This window comes from Nocardia sp. NPDC057440 (genome assembly GCF_042802915.1).
In the GTDB taxonomy this organism is placed as follows: Bacteria; Actinomycetota; Actinomycetes; order Mycobacteriales; family Mycobacteriaceae; genus Nocardia.
This window is the reverse complement of the sequence record NZ_JBHVDF010000020.1, coordinates 95,881-112,567: the sequence shown is the minus strand read 5'-3', so window position 1 is coordinate 112,567 and position 16,687 is coordinate 95,881. Positions and strand designations below refer to the sequence as shown.

The following is a 16,687-nucleotide window of genomic DNA, read 5'->3' as shown; positions in this document are numbered from 1 at the left end:
TTCGTGTGACGGGGCCCGGATCTCGGGCGGAGGCTCAACCAATTATGTGACAACATTTCTCGAATAGTCAACACATTTGTCACATATTGCCGTTAGCAACATCGGGACCGCTACCGACGATGTCCGCGACGAAAGCTTCCGCCGCCGGGAGAAGGATGTCGTGACATTCACTGAACACATCGTGAGCGACACGACCACGCCACCCCGGAGGAAGCAGCATCTCGGGCAGATCGGGATCACGGAAGGGATACCGCCGATAGCTTTGAATCAACCTCATGCGCTCGATCAGCGCCTGCTTGCCGCCGAGACCGCGGCGGTACCTGACCAAAAGCGGCTGGAACTCTCCGATGAAGTTCTGATAGTCGGTGTCGAGCTCGCTCAGATCCCAGCACCGCTCGGCCACAAGGCGATCGCTGGGCAGCCCACCGGTCTGGCTGCGCAAGAACTGGATGCGCAATTCGTCGTCGCCGGAGAGCATTTCACGTAACTGCTTCTCGCGATCGTGCGGCGAGAACCACGCCGTTCCACCGTAATGCCCGAATCCACACCAGGTCAGCGCCGTCTCGATGCGTTTGCGTCGCTCGCGATCGAGATTCGACTCGTCGACGAGCGCCTGAGCCCACGTTCGATCCCAATCGTCGAAGTGGCGCTCGAAGATCCGCGCGCGCCCGTCATCGAGCAGGCGCCAACTCTTCTCATTGAGCAGATAGGACACCTCACGCCCGTTCTTCGCCGAGTCGAACCACCCGTCTTTGCGTAGCCGTGTCATCACGACCCTGACGGTGGCCGGCTCGATGCCGAACGCGCCCATCAAGGTCGTGAGGGCGCCGAGCTTGGCCGACCCCCCTGTGTAGCGGAAGTACTCGCCGTACAGATCGAACACGAGTGCCCGTGGTCGCATCCCTGTCATCCCTTCACCCGTGATCGATACCCGACCATAAAAATGTGTCACATATGTTGACATTCTATCGAATCATGTCACATAGTGACTGTGCTCACATAACTTCCGACGCCTGCGCCGACCCGCGCACCACGGACGCACCCCACTGGTCGCGACCGGACTCAGCGAATGCCTCCAGGCCACCACACATCACGGAGGAACAGGTGACCATCCGAACCCCCATCACGTCCACCGACAGCGGCGGCCGACGATCGAGTGCATCGATCGTGGCACTCTGCTTCGTGACTATCGTCTACGACGGCTACGACCTGGTCGTCTACGGCGCCACAGTGCCCTCACTTCTCACCTACGAACCGTGGCAACTGACTGCCGGCCAAGTCGGCACGATCGGCAGCCACGCACTCGTCGGCATGCTGCTGGGCGCCTTGATGTCGGGGTGGCTGTCGCCGAGGATCGGCGCACGGGCCATAGTGCTGGGTTCGCTGATCTCGTTCTCGGTGATGATGGGGCTGAGCGCGATCGCGCCGAGCCCAGAAATATTCGGACTGTTGCGATTCTTGGGCGGCCTCGGCCTCGGCGGCCTCGTGCCGACTGTCATCGCACTGACAGTCGAGTACTCGCCGCGATCGCGCCGACAGTTCAACAACGCACTGATGTACAGCGGATACTCGGTCGGCGGCGTCATCGCCGCACTCGCCGCACTCGCGCTACTACCCGAGATCAGCTTCCGCATCATGTACGCACTCGGGCTGTTGCCACTGGTCACCATCGTTCCATTGGCCTGGAGGCTTCTACCCGAATCACTCGCATACCTCGTCGGCCGAAACCAAAACGCACAAGCGCGCCGACTCGCCGACAAGTACGGCGTCGAACTCCCCGTCCCTGCTCCGTCGACGACCACATCGACCGGCAGCATTGCCCGGGTACTGACCGGACGGCGACGAAACTCGATGCTGCTGTTCGTCATCGCATCGTTCTGCGGCCTGCTGCTCGTCTACGGCGTCAACACCTGGTTGCCAAACATTATGCGACAGGCCGGTTACTCCCTCGGTAGCTCACTGAGCTTCCTGCTCGTGCTGAACCTCGGAGCCATCGTCGGCGCACTCCTCGCCGCAAAGGCTGCCGATCGCCTCGGTAGCAAACCCGTGACCGTCACCGCGTTCCTGCTCGCCGTCCTTGCCATCCTGTCCCTCGGAACCGGGCTGCCGCTCTACGCGGCCATGGTCATGGTTGCCGTCGCAGGACTCGGCACTGTAGGCACTCAGATCCTCGTCAACGGTTATGTCGCAACCTATTTCAGCGACAACGAGCGAACGTCCGCCCTCGCATTGTCGCTCGGGCTCGGCCGTGTCGGCGCCATCCTCGGCCCCGTCCTCGGCGGCTGGATCGCATCGTCCGCGCTCGGCGTCGAATGGAACTTCTTCGTCTTCGCCGCCTTCGCGGCTCTCGGCTGCCTCGCGATCGGCCTCGTCAGCCGTTCCGATGCGGCTGTACGACTTCACTCTGAGCAATCACTCGTGCAGCAACCTCGAGCAAACTCACCCGCATAACGAGCGACAAGTGCCGACGACCTTCGTACTCGTCCACGGAGCATGCCACGCCGGCCGGAGCTTACGGCCGGTGGCCGAACATCTACACGCCCAAGGACATCGCATCTGCGAACCGACCCCGCCCGGTCGAGGTCGCAACCAACTAGCCGACAACCAGCCACGCCGAAAGTAGAAAATTCATGTCCACCACAGTCACAGCCGCAGTCGCCCGCAGTACCGGTAATCCGCTGACCATCGAACAGTTGACACTCGACGATCTACGTCCGGACGAAGTACGGGTACGTATGGTTGCCACTGGTATCTGCCACACCGACGCCATCGTGCGCGACGGCATCTACCCGACTCCCCTGCCTGCCGTTCTCGGACACGAAGGTGCCGGTATCGTCGACGCGATCGGCGACGCGATCACCACAGTCGAGGTCGGCGACCATGTCGTGTTGTCCGCGGCGTATTGCGGCCGCTGCCGCCAATGCCATGCGGGGCGAATGGCGTACTGCGAGAACCTGTTCGAGCAAGACTTCGGCGGACATCGCCGTGACGGTTCGACCGCGCTGCGGTCGGGCGACAACGCGATTTCCTCGCACTTCTTCGGTCAATCCTCGTTCGCCACGTACGCCAACGTCGTCGAGACCAGCGTCGTCAAACTCGACCCCGATGCGCCGCTGGCCACACTTGCACCGCTCGGTTGCGGACTACAGACTGGCGCCGGCGCTGTGCTCAACGACCTGCGGCCCGAGCCGGGAACCTCACTCGCCGTATTCGGAACTGGCGCGGTCGGGTCGGCCGCGATCATGGCCGCACGGGTGGCCGGCTGCACCACAGTTGTTGCTGTCGACCTTCACGATTCCCGACTCGAGCTCGCCGCACAGATCGGTGCGACCCACACCGTCAACGCCGCCAACACCGACGTCGTGGACGAGTTGATGAAGGCAACAGATGGCGCCGGGATCCACTACGCCATCGACACCACCGCAGTTCCCGCCGTCCTGCGGCACGCCGCCGAGGCGCTCGGAATCGGGGGGACACTCGCTCTGGTCGGCGCAGCGGCACCCGGCACGGAGGTGAACTTCGAAATCGGCGCGTCCCTGGTCAAAGGCTGGACGTTCAAGACGGTCATCCAGGGCAGCTCGGTGCCACAGATCTTCATCCCGCGCCTCGTCGAACTGTGGAAACAAGGCCGATTCCCCTTCGACAAGCTGATTCGTCACTACACACTGGCGGACATCAACACCGCGTTCGCCGACTCCGCCAACGGATCGACCGTCAAACCTGTCGTCGTTTTCTGATGACCCGTTCCACCACAAGCGAATTCCGAACAAACGACTAGCAAGGAGAAATGCGCGATGACCACCACAACCGAGGTTCTGTCGATTGGTCACCTCATCGGTAGGACCATGACCGGCGTCGACGCCTTCGAAGAGGTCCGTGATCCCGGTCGACTCGACGATGTTGTCGCACGCGTGGCAGTCGGCACCGCCGCCGATGTGAACAAAGCGGTCGAACTCGCCCACAACGCATTTCAGTCCTGGAAAAAAGTCCCACCAGCCGAGCGAGCCCACCTATTGCTCGAGGCCGCCGACATCCTCGCCGGCTCGGCCGACGATCTTTCACCCCTACTCGTTCGCGAGCATGGCGGCGTGCTCTGGGAAGCCCAGACAGACTTCGCACTCGGAACCGGTGTGCTGCAGCACACCGCAAGTCTCATCGACGACTTCTTCACTCCGAAGCAATACGACGACGCCGAGAGCTTCATCAGTATCGAGCGAGTTCCGCGAGGGGTCGTCGCGGCAGTCGTTCCCTGGAATATGCCGGTCGTGCTCACCATGATGAAACTCGCGCCAGCGCTCGCAACGGGAAACACCATCGTGCTCAAGCCATCTCCGTTCGCACCCGCGGCACTGACCCTCGCGCTGCAGCGGATCGCGCGCCAGCTGCCCGAGGGTGTCGTCAACGTCGTGCACGGCGACGCCGATGTCGGGCAGGCGCTCACCTCGCATCCACTGGTCCGGAAAGTGGGCTTCACCGGTGGCACCGCCACGGCCCGGCGGGTGATGGCTTCCGCTGCCGGAACGATCAAGAACCTGACGCTCGAGCTCGGCGGCAACGACCCCGCCATCGTCCTCGACGACGTGGACATCGACGGGGCGCTCGACCGGATGCTCAAGGGGGTCTTCACACGAACCGGGCAAATCTGTTTCGCGGTCAAGCGAATCTATGTCCCCCGCAACTTGTACGGCGCCTTCGCCGACGCCTTCTGCGAACGCGTCGACCAGTACGCGGTAGGCCACGGCCTCGACGAGAACGCGGGCTTCGGACCACTCAACAACAAGACACAGTTCGACAGCGTTACCGCGCTGATCGAGGAAACCAAGAACTCGGCCGCGACCACCGTGCAACTCGGCCGAAAGCTGGACTCGGCGCGGAACGGGTACTACGTGCTGCCCCACGTTGTACGCGACGCCGAGCACTCGGCGCCGATCAGCAACTGCGAGCAGTTCGGCCCGATCATTCCGCTCATTGCCTACGACGACGAGGAGCAGGTCGTGCAGTGGGCCAACGACTCCGAGTACGGACTGGCGTCATCGGTGTGGACCACCGACATCGATCGCGGACTCACGATGGCCAGGAAGATAGAAGCTGGAAGCACCTTCATCAATACGCACGCATTCGAATCCTTGGATCTGCGGATGCCGTTCGGTGGCGTCAAACAAAGCGGTATCGGACGTGAGTTCGGCACAGCCGGAATGAGTGAGTATGTCGAAGACCATGCCATCCGCGTATTGAAGTAACAGCAGGCCGAGTCGCCCCAGCCAGCAGCGACCACACGACCGCGACCTGCATTACCGACGCGGTCGTGTGCAACAGCCGACAACCTTCGGACCACAGGGGCCACAGCCAGAAGAGGATTCCCGATAATTCAGCCGGATCACGATCAGGGAACAGTGACCAGCACGCGCCCGTCGCTCCCTGCATCGACGCGATCGTAGGCGCGGGCGATGTCGGTCAGCGGGTAGCAGGCGCTGATCAAGACGGTCACGGCCCCGGCCGTCGCCGCAGCCCTCGATGGTCTGCACCAGCATGGAGTCACTGAGCACCTTTTCGCTGGATTGGATCAATACCGTTCCGCTGCCGGTGAAGTCGAACTGTCGTTCCTCGCCGGAGTTGACGCCGAACCTGGCCGCACCCGCCACGAGGAAATTCGTCACCCACCGCTGGTCATAGTGGTGACTCGGCGAAGGGCAAGTTCGCAATCCGGCCTAGCCGACAGCGGCTCTCGTCAGCTGCGGCAGGCCGATGCGCCGTCCCGCTCGAGGCGGTCGCACCGGCCGTATCCGAGACTGAACCGGGAAGGAGGGCGGTCCAGTGCCGTGGAACGACGTGCTGTGGACGCCTCCACAGCACGCTCGAATGGTGATTCGTTGCCCCATCGGCGATCCCGAACCTACCCGGCCATCGTCGTGTCTTCGGTCGGCTTGACGCGAGTTAGGTGACAAACTAGGGCAGTCGTCAACTTCGGGTACGAATCAGCCGATTCGTACCGTGCGCGTGCCCACCAAGCTCCCGGTGGAATCGTGACGAACGCAAGGATCCGGCCCCGCCGCGTTCAGAGCACGCGCCAACCAGACAGACCATCACGAGATCCGATGACTGAACCCGACGCCGCGCGCCGCACCGTTCGTGCGCTCGCACCGCGACCACCGGTCATCGCCGCGCCCACACCCACCCACCCAACCTGGAGCGACGATTCGGTCAACTGCTGGCACCTGCCTGGCCGGTGTCGCCGAGGGTAGCTGTGTGGCGGTGGAATGCGTCGGAAGGGCGGATGACCCCGGTGTTGCCTTCGCGGTGGGTGATGGCCGCGAGATCGAGAGCGACGTCGCGCCACCAGTAGACGCAGGAATTGATCGGCCAAGGATCCTCCGCATGCAGCGCCGCCAAATCGGCGAGTCCGCACGACGGCGGAGCTCACGTCGCCACCCAACACCTCCAGGTCACCACCGATCTCGGCGGCCGAAGCCTTGAATTCCGCGCAGCCATTCTCGCGCCACATCGACAGCCCGTCCTCCGACAAGACCCCACACGAGCGAATCAGTGCGCCGATCCGGCGCTGCGCGGTGCGTTCCTGCTCGGACAATCGCTGGCCCGGCACGCGGCCCGCACCGGAGACCTTGCCGCGGCGGCCGGTCAGTCGCTCCATCTCGTCGATGCCGTCGTTGCAGCATTCTCCGCAGAACAACCGGAGCCGTTTCGGGGTCTGCGGGTCGGGAATGTTGAACCCCGCCCGGCCGCCGCTGGCGCCGGGCCGCAGGTCCCACCCGCACACCGCGCACTCGAGCTTGTCGTTGGCTTGGTCGAGCCATTCGGGCGGTGGAGTGCACCGCTTCACCGCCATCCCACCATGGACCGGTTGAAAATAGGCGAGAACCTGCCCGCTCGCGGGTGACGGGGGTGAAGCGCTCACGCGATACTCCTTCGGCTCGGCACTGCCGGACTTCATCCTCGCCCGATCTTGCCATCCGAAGTTGCCGACAACGCGCTGAAATAACCAGCGACACAGCACAATCCAGGTTCATAAATCGGCCCCGGCCATGCAGGGACCGGGGCCGACTTCGAATACATACGCACCCAACTCAACTGGGGCACCGATGACGCTACCCCGGGCCTGATCGGCAGCCATGGCATCCGGTGGGGTGCGTGTCGGGTTGCACAGTAGGCCAGTGGTTGATGTCGGGCGAGATGCTCCCGCCGGTAAACGCAGCCAATGCTGCGTGCGCAGCAGCATGCTTGCTCTGCACACTCGGAAGCTACGCAGGTTGCGTCGCGTGCAGCTTGTGCATCGAGCTGCCAATACATGTCGAGTAGCCGTTCTTCTGCCGCAGATCGGCCAGTCAGCCCGTCGCGCACGGCCTGACACGCTGATCCCCCGGTAGATGCGGGATTTCGCCCAGGTGTTCGAGTACATTGATGGCGCATCTTCTAAATCGGCAGACACAGCTCACCCGTACGGGGCGCTGTTGCTCCGAGATGGGAGGTGTGGAGATGCCCGAACACAAGCCTCGCAATGAGCGAGAGAAGTGGAAGGACAAGGTAGCGAAGTGGGGACCACTGGCCCTCGCGGCCTACCGTGTTGTCCAGGACATCACCGACCGCCTGCTGGGCTAGCTACCTGGCGCGGTCAACCGACAACGGGGTGAGCTACCCCAGGTCGTCAGTAGTGCGGCATTACCCACTTCCGGTGCGATACTGGAAGGAACGAGGGCGGGTTGATCCTCAACCGGGCACGATGCCCGAAAGACTCCTCGCGAGTAGAGCTCGAAGCCTACGCCCGGCATGGGCGGAAACTACACCCGAAACGGGCGGGCCCGAGACCCGACACGGGACGACGGCAGGAACGTACTGAGGCGTCCGGCGACCGGGCGCCTTCAGTGCATTCAGGGGATGAACTCTCAGAATCACGGTACCGAAAGTGGTTGGTACGCGGGCCTTATCGCGGTCAGACAGGGAAGACTTCCCGTTCAGCGGCTGCTATACCACGCCCTGATACTTCGATCGCTGTTCTCCTTCGCCGCCCACTTGCGCTCCATCGTTGCGAGCTTCTGCGCCAGCGGAGAGAGCTCCGCGAGGAGACGGGACAGACGGCACACCTCTGCCTCGAGACGCTTGATTCGTTCCTTGTCGGTGAGCGCCGCATCGTCACTCGGCCCGTCGGCGTCCTCGAACTGTTCGTGTGCCAAGGCAATCTCCTTGTGTCGTGTCGTCGTGTGGCTGCTGCCCGGCAGCCGGGTTCGGGGCATGGCCCCTATCCGTCGCGTCACTGTTCCCTGCAAGTGACAGATGACCGCGAAGTGCGATTCTGGCCGCCTCATCGATCACGTCGGATATGGATACTGGCGTGGTGTCGCCCGCGGCGGCCGAGTTCAAGACGGCGTCGATGGCACCAATCATCGCCCCGGTAAGTGCCGCGGCGTGCACGCTGTCGATCTCATTCGGATACGCCACTCGCAGAGCCGTAGCCATTTGCTGCTGCAGTACGGCATTTCGCAGCAGCGCGCCTGCGCGTAGCGCAGGCACTTCGGCGATCAAGCGGGCACGTAGGCGGGTGAGCTCGTGGTCGAGCGGAAAGCTCCACGATGTGGCCGTTCTGAGGTGCCGTATCACTCGCAGGAGTAGGTCTGCGGGGCGTTCGTTGTGGTCGCGGCTGTCGAACACCGGCTGCAGCAATCCGTCGTACAGCTCATCGTCGGCGAAGACCACCTCATCCTTGGCGGTGAAGTAGTTGAAGAACGTCGCATACGACACCTGCGCCGCAGCCGCGATCTCCGCCACCGTGGTGTTGTCGTAACCCTTCTCGCTGAACAGCCGCAGCGCGGCCTCCACCAGTGCCTGCTTGGTGCGGCGCTTCTTCTGTTCACGCAAACTGAGACGCTCAACCACGCGGGAAATTATTCCACACAGTCGAATTTTAGACAGTATCTAATATTCTGCTAGCGTGGCGACATGGTCGAACAAGCACAGTGCGTAGTCGTCGGGGGCGGTCCAGCAGGGATGATGCTCGGCCTGCTGCTGGCCCGCAGCGGCGTCGAGGTCACCGTGCTGGAAGAGCATCGTGATTTCCTGCGGGACTTTCGGGGTGACACGGTGCACCCGTCGACGCTGCGACTGCTCGACCAACTCGGGTTGGGCGAGCGATTCGCGCAGCTTCCTGCCGGGAGGCTCGAGCAGATGCGGATCCAGATCGGCGCCACCACGGTCGTGATGGCCGACTTCCGCCGAATCCCGGGGCGGCACAAATACATTGCGATGGTTCCTCAGTGGGACTTTCTCGACCTGCTCGCGACAGCCGCGGGCGAGGAGCCGTCATTCACACTGCACATGAACAGCACCGTCACCGGGCTACTACGCGACGACGGCGGGCGGGTGACGGGCGTGCAATACCGTGACGCCGACGGCGCAGCACACGAACTCGCGGCCGGACTGACCGTCGGCTGCGACGGACGCTGGTCGGTCGTGCGCCTCGAAGCCGGATTGCGAGCTGTCGCCTTCGATATTCCGATGGACGTCTGGCAGGTTCGAATCCCCAAGGGCGACAACGGCCGTGACGGTGAAGTTTTCGGCTGGTTCGGTGATCGGCAGGTCTCGGTCACCATGGATCGCGGCGACTACTACCAGACTTCCTACCTAATCGAGAAGGGCACCGACGAGAAGCTGCGCGCCGAGGACATCGCGGTCTTCCGCGCACGGCTCGCCGACATGTTCGGCTGGTCGCAGCAGCAGGTGGAATCCGTGCGGTCCTGGGAGGATGTGAAACTGCTACGGGCCGAGATGAACAGGCTGCACCGCTGGTACGGCGACGGCGTGCTCTGCATCGGCGACGCGGCCCACACAATGTCTCCTGTCGGCGGTCTCGGCGTCAACCTCGCGATACAGGATGCGGTCGCTACCGCGCGAATCCTCGCCGAACCGCTACAGCGCGGGCAGGTCACCACCCGCGACTTGGCCCGAGTTCAGCGGCGCAGATCGCTGCCGACGACGGTCGCTCAATGGTCCCAGCGCGGTGAACACGACATGCTTTTGCAACCGGCACTGGCAGGCACGCTCGATGAAAACCGTCTCCCCGCACCGCTGCGAGTATTGCAACACGCTCCAGCCCTCCGCGGCCTCACCGCCTACTTCGGCGGCATCGGTATCCGGCCCGAACACGCCCCCGTATTCGCACGCCGAGGACGCTAGCTGGTGGCCGACGTTGCCGAAAGTATCGGGACGAGAGTGAGACGGCTGCCTGTGTCGAAACCTCAGTGCTTGCCGCATATTCGCGTCCCCTCCGCTTATGTCACCGCAGTGCAAGCGCTGGTCAGCGCGAATCCCATCGAGAAGTACTCGCCCTGATGGCGGTACAGGTTCGTCAGCTGTTCGTCGATCTCACCCGCCGGATCCGCATCGCCCAAGCTCGCGCCGCCTTGGCTGTCAAGCGGCGGTTTCGCGCCGACGCGGAACGGATTCGCGCTGCTGCAGAAGCGTTTTACCGGGCCGACGCACGGTACGCGACCCGTGTCATGGGGCCTGAGGACATCCCCACGCAAACACATCTACGCGTCCGGGACTTCGACGGCAATATTTGGGCATTCACACCGAATCACGTCCGATCCAGATTGCTGCGCACCCATGATCGAAGGCCGATCGGCGTCCAATATCCGTCGCAGTTCCGTGACGCTGTTTTTGGCCGACTCTGGTCCAGGGCGAGGTACCGGCGCACCGACTCCGAGTATCGCGTCCACGATGAGAATGCCGGCTTCTTCAAAAAGTCCTTCGGCCGAGGACGTCTGGTACAGGCGCCATGGGCACGCCCCGTGTACGTGGATGCACACGCCAACCCATCCGAGTTCGTCGTCCGCATCGAGACCGGCCGGTTCACATCCAGGGTGCTGGACCTCGACGGCGGGCAATTCGCCTATGTCAATGAAGGCAACCGCCATTTCAATCGAGCACTTTCCGCGAACCGGGAGACCAGGTCATTGGTTCTTCTCGCCTGTTCGCCGGATGGCGAATTGAGAGGCATGGACAATGCCGCCAAGAGGTTCGCCGACTATCTACACGTGGTCCGCGTGGACAAGGATGTGTTCGGGGCCACCGGGGATACGGATACACGGCACTGGCCGCTGCCGGCCTTCCTACGAACTTCAGAGATAGGCGTGTCCCTTCCCGGAGGCGCAGACAGTACTCAGCCGGCATGGATGCGACACACGGCAGCAGGCGACGTCCTTCCCATTTGGACCCGCAACCCGGCCGACTGAAGGTCATCCCGCTGCTGACGACGACTTCTAGCCCAATTCGATCGAAGGAGACCGATGAACCAGCCGATTCCGGAGACCGTCATCCGGCAGGGTGATTGGTTCGTGCTACCCGCTCCGTCCTGGGATCCAGATGGTCCTTCGGCGGCACCTCCGCCGGAGGCGATCGTCGGCGGCTGGATGGTGGAAGACGACACAATCGGCCCGTTCGAGCCGAACCCGGGCTACCGCCCTGCGGACGATACGCCGAGCGACCCTATCGACGCGGTGCTGCGATTGATCGCGATCGGCGAGGAACTCGGCGACGAACTTATCGCCACGATCTGCCACTCGGTCGTGGAGATTGGCTGTGGCACAGACGATCTGCCCATCATCGGCGCGGCGCCGGATGGTGCGCCGTGCATAGTTGTGGCTACCGCGGCGGTACAGAAGCAAGCACTCGACGTCGACAGCTGGATGCGAACCTTGGGCAGCAATCTCCCGGAGATCGTTCCTCAGGACGTCGATATCATGCTCAATCCGAGCGGCGCAGCACCGTTCCGGTTGATTATGAATGCCATGCGCGACAACCCCAAGTCGTCGTAACTCGCCCGAGCACTCCCGCGGACATATGTGAACCCCGCTGATGGCCCTGAACCCCGCGATGGCTGAAGGTTTGCGATCGCCGTCGTCACGGGTGCTGTTGGTCGAGGAAGCCGGTCACTACGGCGTAATAGCGGAAAGGCCGCTCTTCTGGAGGTGGTGCAACGCACGGTCCATCACGTACAGGTATCCGTGCTCGATCATCCGAGCCAACATCAGCGGATAGTCCGGAGTGGCCCGTAAGGGTGCAATCTGACACCACTTGTCGGCGAATCTTGGCGTCACCGATGTGCCGTTCGGGCGATGTATATCGGTGAAATTTGACGTCATTGATCGGCGTAATGGAGGCTCGATGTCGCCCAGTCACCGAGTCTCGACCCGAGCACGATGTGGTTCGGAACGATGGCGGTGGTCGTGTCGGAGCGCTGCGCGGATTCACTTGTCCGCTTGTGCCGCCTCCCCCACTCTTGACCGCTGGTCTGCTCGCTTCCCACCGATGGGATCGGCGGACTGCTCGTGTTCTTAAGCTTTCCAGGGTGAGTGTGTACAACGAACGACTACTAGACCTGGGCCAGCGGGCTGCGCAACTCATCGACAATGTCGAGGACCTTGACGAGTCGATTCGTGATCTGCTTTACCTCACAGTCCTGGCTGCGGACTTCGATTACCAGGTGAAGAATGGTGGTTTCGTGCAGCTGATCTACAACTTGGGACGTGACCGGTTGGAGCAATGCGACGGCATGCTCCGCGCGGTAGGCGCGCCGGTCGCGTTGTCCTTTTACATACGCGCGGTGACACACTGTGCTGAGGACCTGGCGGAGTTCAATCAATTTATGGCCGACTTCAACGCACCGACTACGCTCGGCCAGAACCTGACGCTACTCAGTGTTGAGTACCTTCGCGGCGACACCAGCTTCGATGACGAGGTCGCGGAGTTTGTCGATATCGTGGATGCCCAACTCTAACCAGACAGTCCTGGACGGGCCTGGCGTGTGGTCCCGCCCGAGAGCGTGGTGGCGAATTTCGCCGATAGAATGCTGGTCAGGGCATGATTTCGAGCTGCGTGTCTTGTTCGGCCGAGTCGGCGGCGGTGAAGGCAGGGCGCGGCTGCATTGTGGCGGGTGTGGCGGCGCCGTTAGCCTGGTTGAGGACGTGCGGGTTCAATCGGTAGCTGTCGCAGCCGGTTTCGATGATCTTTCCGCCGAACGTGAGTCTGTCCACGATCGCGGCGCACAGCCGCGGCTCGCTGAAGTCTTCGACCAGCCCGAGAACGCCTCGTTAAACGCTATCGCCACCGAGTTCTTCTCCTCGCGCTCGGCGAGAACCTGGAACAGCAGCTCCGCACCGCCGGTACGCCATTCCCGGCCCGTGCTCTGGCACCAGCGCAAGTACAACGACACACTCTCGGCATACGCCTTGGTCGTCGACTCCGGCCGATCACCGGCTGAACCGCAGCTCCCTCAGATACCGACCAGCGACCGGCTCAACCTCGTAGTCTTCGTCGATCACCGTCCAATACCGCTCACCCGACGGCACCTTCACAGGAAACGCGCGCACCACCACTCCGCTCTCCGTCCTCGATCAACACGGAGCCACAGAGCCACACACCCCAAAGAACCGTCGCAAAACTCCGCGCGACTACTACCGGAACCCCCAATCAGTTGAGGAGAACCGTGAGGTAGACGACGGGTGAACCGGCCCTTCGTTTTCGTCAGGCGAGCGGATCTGACCGACGCTCAGTGGGCGCGGCTTCAGCCGCTGCTGCCTCGTGGCAAGAAGGCGGGCCGCCCGCCGAAATGGACGAAACGACCGCTCATCGACGGGATCCGATGGCGCACCCGGTGCGGGACACCGTGGCGGGACGTGCCCGGATACTACAGGCACTGGCAGACGGTGTATGGGCTGTTCCGCCGCTGGCAGCGTGTGGGAGTGTGGGCGCTGATCTGGAAGATGCTGCAGGCGTTCGGCGATGCGGCCGGTGCGATCGTGTGGGAGGTGAGCGTGGATTCCACCATCGCTCGCGTGCACCGGCATGCCGCTGGGGCCCGCCGCGACGGCCACGCCCAGGTCGAGCCGCCCGTCGGGGTCGAGGTCGAGCCCGCTGATCACGCGCTCGGGCGTTCCCGCGGCGGCTGGACTACCAAGACACACCTGGCCTGCGAGCAGGGGCGGAAAGTGCTCTCCATCGTGATTACCGCCGGTCAGCGCGGCGACAGCCCGCAGTTCACGGCCGTGCTCGACAGCATCGCGATGCCCCGCCTCGGCAAAGGGCGCCCGCGCACGCGGCCGGAACGGGTACGCGCCGACAAGGCTTACGGCTCGGCCTCCAACCGTGCGCACCTGCGCCGACGCGGAATCAAGGCGACGATCCCGATCAAGGCCGACAAGGCTGCCCACCGCAAGAAGGAAGGCTCTGCCGGTGGATGGCCGCCGGCCTTCGACATCGAGGACTACGAGATGCGTTACGCCGTGGAATGCGGCATTGGCCAGTTGAAGGAACACCGCGCTGTGGTAACCAGATTCGACAAACTCGCCGTCCGCTATCAGGCCACCGTCTACATCGCCGCCATCAACCAATGGCTACGCTGAGCCGCGACCCTCAAACGCACGCTCGACCACGACCAGAGGAATCTCGCGTTCGGTCTGCTGCTGATGCGCGGCCATGTGCGGGTACTGCTTACCCAGCAGGTCGAGCAACCGTGCGCGTTCGGTGCCCGACGCGGTGTGTGCGGTGCCGGTGAACCGATCGATACCCTCCGCCGTAGGCTGCTCGATGAGCACCTCTGGATTCGCAACCAGGTTCCGGTACCACGCCGGGTGCTCGGGCGCGGCCATATTGGACGCCCACAGCACGATCCGGCCCTCGCCATCGGTGAGATAGCCGAGCGGGACGACGTGTTGCCGCCCGCTGCGAGCACCGGTAGTGGTCAGCAGGACAAGATCAGCCCCCTTGACCATCCCGTCCATAGTGATCTCCCCACGGTTGCCGCGGAAGTTCTCCACCACGGACCGATTGAACACACGCATATCACTAGGCATCGACACAGCGGTCACGTTAGTACCGCTAATCGTGGGAACCACTTCTAAAACACGGCCTTAGCCGACCGGATTGTCAGTTTTCGAAGTCGGCCGTCTTCAGTGATCTTCGAAGTCGTGTTCAGTGGTGTGCGCGCGGGGTGTGCCTGCGGGTTGTGGGTGGTGACTTTGGTCGTTCGCGGAGAGGGCTCTGCGCCCTAAGGGTGAGGCGGGGCTGCGGGGATCGTGGTCGTGTGCAGGCTCCGGACGTGGATGGTGGGTGGGTCGAGTCGCGGATGCGGCGGTTGGTGTACGGGGTGCGCTGGGATCCCCGGCGCGGGGTGTATGTCGCGTATTGCCACGACCTGCCCGAGGTGAGCGGTGAGGACGAGTTCAGCATGGTCGTTGCGATCACGGGTTCGACCGACGCGGTCCGGCGCTGCCTGGCCGCCGGGCCGAGCACTGACGGGGTGGCGTGAGCGCCGCGCTGGCCAGGAGGGCCGGGGCTGGTCAGCGCTGGTCGCGAAGTTGGTCGCGTTCGGCGGTCAGGGCGCGGGTGATGCGGGCGAGGTCGGCGCCCGACATCGCGATCAGGGCGTGCAGCTGTGCGGGCTCCGCCATCGCACCCCTTCCCGGTCCGGGCGGGGCCGTGCGCCCTTCGACCCGACCGGCTGCGAAAACTCCCGCTCGAGCGTTTGGGGTCCACTTTCAGAGAAGAAATCACGTTGAAATGGTTTCGTTATAACCGAGCAGATGTTTCTCACCGCGTCCGCGGTCGCACACCGGCTCCACCGGAACCGATTGCCCCGAGCGGTACGGGCCGCACACGAGTTCGCACTCGCCGGCCTGCTGCTATGGGGGACTGCATTGACCGGAGTCGAGCGGGGCTGATCTTCGATGTCGTGGCCCGACCCGGGATGGTGACAGCGGCTGGATTCGTCACCGCCGCCTTGTTTCTCACGGTCTAGTTCTCACGGGATGGCTCGGGCATCGATGGTGGCAGCGCAAGCGGCCCGGACCCGATGCGGGAAGAACGCTGAATCGGCAGCCGGACCCTGGTCCGCCTCAATACGATTGCGCCGCAACTATAGTCGTAGAGGGCCCTCGGCAGGCAATATCCGCACGGCCCCGAACGCCGCCCACCCGAGCACTACCGGACAGATCGCCATCGCCGTCAACGATCCGCCGAGGACACCGACCCCGGCGGCGAACAGTGCGCACAAAATCAGAACCAGCACAGCGGTACCCGACTCCATGCCAATCAAACGCCTCAGAAGATTCGATGTGGGACTCATACATGATGATCTACCCCGCTCACTTCGTGATTAAACTGTTATACATCGACAATTCTGCGCACCGGCGTTGAACAGGCTGGTCAGCGGTATTCGAACACGCCCAGCGGGGGCGAACGTCACGGGCGGTGTAGATCATCACCGGCTACCTGCGCAAAGGACAGACATTCGCCGATTCGGGCCGGAGCCCCTGGCGGGTTGATGGCCGCGGCGGCGGTGTCGTCAGACGGGTTGCCGAGGACTAGGGCACGGGGGCACGCCGTGTTCACCGGCCATGGCATCGACCCAGCCGAAACTCCAGGGACGATCCGGCGAACGGGCGCCGGACCCGCTCCTGGACGGCTCCGCGCGGCGGTGCGCTCCTAGCGCGGCCGGGCTCGCAGATCTCCACCGCGTAGGCCGACGCGATCCGCGGCGCCCTCGGCGGGGGGGGCCGCCCGGGGGCCGCCCCCCCCCGAGGGTGGAACTGAGTGGGTGAAGGTTGGGGGGGCCACCGGCACCACCCGCCGCGGCGCCCGGGGGGGTGCAGGGGAAAACCGGGGGTCGCGCACCCCAGAC

15 protein-coding genes and 2 pseudogenes are annotated in these 16,687 nt (G+C 63.6%); 10 read left to right on the top strand and 7 right to left on the bottom strand.

What is annotated here, in order from left to right:
- Positions 1-79 precede the first annotated feature (79 nt).
- Positions 80-901, bottom strand: coding sequence for a PaaX family transcriptional regulator C-terminal domain-containing protein (locus tag ACFU4Z_RS31500; RefSeq protein ID WP_379070357.1), 822 nt, complete (start codon positions 899-901; stop codon positions 80-82).
- 203 nt (positions 902-1,104) lie between these two features.
- Between ACFU4Z_RS31500 and ACFU4Z_RS31495 the strand changes: the two genes are divergently transcribed.
- From ACFU4Z_RS31495 to ACFU4Z_RS31485, 3 genes are all read left to right on the top strand, one after another.
- Positions 1,105-2,451, top strand: coding sequence for an MFS transporter (locus ACFU4Z_RS31495; protein WP_379070354.1), 1,347 nt, complete (start codon positions 1,105-1,107; stop codon positions 2,449-2,451).
- 179 nt (positions 2,452-2,630) lie between these two features.
- Positions 2,631-3,737 carry an NAD(P)-dependent alcohol dehydrogenase gene (locus ACFU4Z_RS31490; protein ID WP_379070351.1) on the top strand — a complete coding sequence of 369 codons (1,107 nt, stop codon included), beginning with the start codon at positions 2,631-2,633 and terminating at the stop codon, positions 3,735-3,737.
- Between the two features lie 57 nt (positions 3,738-3,794).
- Entirely contained in the window at positions 3,795-5,240 is a 1,446-nt protein-coding gene (locus ACFU4Z_RS31485) for an aldehyde dehydrogenase family protein (protein ID WP_379070348.1), read from the top strand.
- Positions 5,241-5,507: 267 nt separating this feature from the next.
- On the opposite strand, the pseudogene ACFU4Z_RS31480 reads toward ACFU4Z_RS31485, so the two are convergent.
- Positions 5,508-5,705, bottom strand: a pseudogene (locus ACFU4Z_RS31480) (AIM24 family protein); the annotation flags it as partial.
- A gap of 1,786 nt (positions 5,706-7,491) precedes the next feature.
- Between ACFU4Z_RS31480 and ACFU4Z_RS31475 the strand changes: the two are divergent.
- On the top strand, positions 7,492-7,614 hold the full coding sequence (locus ACFU4Z_RS31475; RefSeq protein ID WP_379070345.1) for a hypothetical protein: 123 nt from the start codon (positions 7,492-7,494) through the stop codon (positions 7,612-7,614).
- Positions 7,615-7,967: 353 nt separating this feature from the next.
- Here ACFU4Z_RS31475 and ACFU4Z_RS31470 read toward each other — a convergent pair whose 3' ends face one another.
- Together ACFU4Z_RS31470 and ACFU4Z_RS31465 are read right to left on the bottom strand one after the other, a co-directional pair.
- Positions 7,968-8,186, bottom strand: coding sequence for a hypothetical protein (locus ACFU4Z_RS31470; RefSeq protein WP_379070342.1), 219 nt, complete (start codon positions 8,184-8,186; stop codon positions 7,968-7,970).
- On the bottom strand, positions 8,146-8,829 hold the full coding sequence (locus ACFU4Z_RS31465; RefSeq protein ID WP_379070339.1) for a TetR/AcrR family transcriptional regulator: 684 nt from the start codon (positions 8,827-8,829) through the stop codon (positions 8,146-8,148). Before ACFU4Z_RS31465 ends, ACFU4Z_RS31470 begins: the two co-directional genes overlap by 41 nt.
- Before the next feature lie 120 nt (positions 8,830-8,949).
- On the opposite strand from ACFU4Z_RS31465, the gene ACFU4Z_RS31460 reads away from it, so the two are divergent.
- From ACFU4Z_RS31460 to ACFU4Z_RS31445, 4 genes are all read left to right on the top strand, one after another.
- Positions 8,950-10,182 carry an FAD-dependent oxidoreductase gene (locus tag ACFU4Z_RS31460; protein WP_379070336.1) on the top strand — a complete coding sequence of 411 codons (1,233 nt, stop codon included), beginning with the start codon at positions 8,950-8,952 and terminating at the stop codon, positions 10,180-10,182.
- A 155-nt stretch (positions 10,183-10,337) separates the two neighbouring features.
- The gene (locus ACFU4Z_RS31455) at positions 10,338-11,243 is read left to right on the top strand and encodes a hypothetical protein (RefSeq protein WP_379070333.1); all 906 of its coding nucleotides are present in this window, start codon (positions 10,338-10,340) and stop codon (positions 11,241-11,243) included.
- Between the two features lie 54 nt (positions 11,244-11,297).
- Positions 11,298-11,825 carry a type VII secretion system-associated protein gene (locus tag ACFU4Z_RS31450; RefSeq protein ID WP_379070330.1) on the top strand — a complete coding sequence of 176 codons (528 nt, stop codon included), beginning with the start codon at positions 11,298-11,300 and terminating at the stop codon, positions 11,823-11,825.
- A gap of 533 nt (positions 11,826-12,358) precedes the next feature.
- Positions 12,359-12,787: a hypothetical protein gene (locus ACFU4Z_RS31445; protein ID WP_379070327.1), complete on the top strand. Its 429-nt coding sequence runs from the start codon at positions 12,359-12,361 to the stop codon at positions 12,785-12,787.
- A gap of 76 nt (positions 12,788-12,863) precedes the next feature.
- Here the strand turns inward: ACFU4Z_RS31445 and ACFU4Z_RS31440 are convergent.
- A pseudogene (locus ACFU4Z_RS31440) lies at positions 12,864-13,168 on the bottom strand (ATP-binding protein); the annotation flags it as partial.
- Between the two features lie 343 nt (positions 13,169-13,511).
- Here ACFU4Z_RS31440 and ACFU4Z_RS31435 point away from each other — a divergent pair.
- Complete coding sequence (locus ACFU4Z_RS31435) at positions 13,512-14,411, top strand: IS5 family transposase (protein WP_379070324.1); 900 nt, start codon at positions 13,512-13,514, stop codon at positions 14,409-14,411.
- Here the strand turns inward: ACFU4Z_RS31435 and ACFU4Z_RS31430 are convergent.
- Positions 14,403-14,861 (bottom strand): nitroreductase/quinone reductase family protein, encoded by a 459-nt coding sequence (locus tag ACFU4Z_RS31430; protein ID WP_379070432.1) that lies wholly within the window; start codon positions 14,859-14,861, stop codon positions 14,403-14,405. The genes ACFU4Z_RS31435 and ACFU4Z_RS31430 overlap by 9 nt on opposite strands.
- Before the next feature lie 245 nt (positions 14,862-15,106).
- Here ACFU4Z_RS31430 and ACFU4Z_RS31425 point away from each other — a divergent pair, with 245 nt between their 5' ends.
- Positions 15,107-15,316, top strand: coding sequence for a hypothetical protein (locus tag ACFU4Z_RS31425; RefSeq protein ID WP_379070321.1), 210 nt, complete (start codon positions 15,107-15,109; stop codon positions 15,314-15,316).
- Positions 15,317-15,922: 606 nt separating this feature from the next.
- Here ACFU4Z_RS31425 and ACFU4Z_RS31420 read toward each other — a convergent pair.
- Entirely contained in the window at positions 15,923-16,093 is a 171-nt protein-coding gene (locus tag ACFU4Z_RS31420; protein ID WP_379070318.1) for a hypothetical protein, read from the bottom strand.
- Between the last annotated feature and the right edge of the window lie 594 nt (positions 16,094-16,687).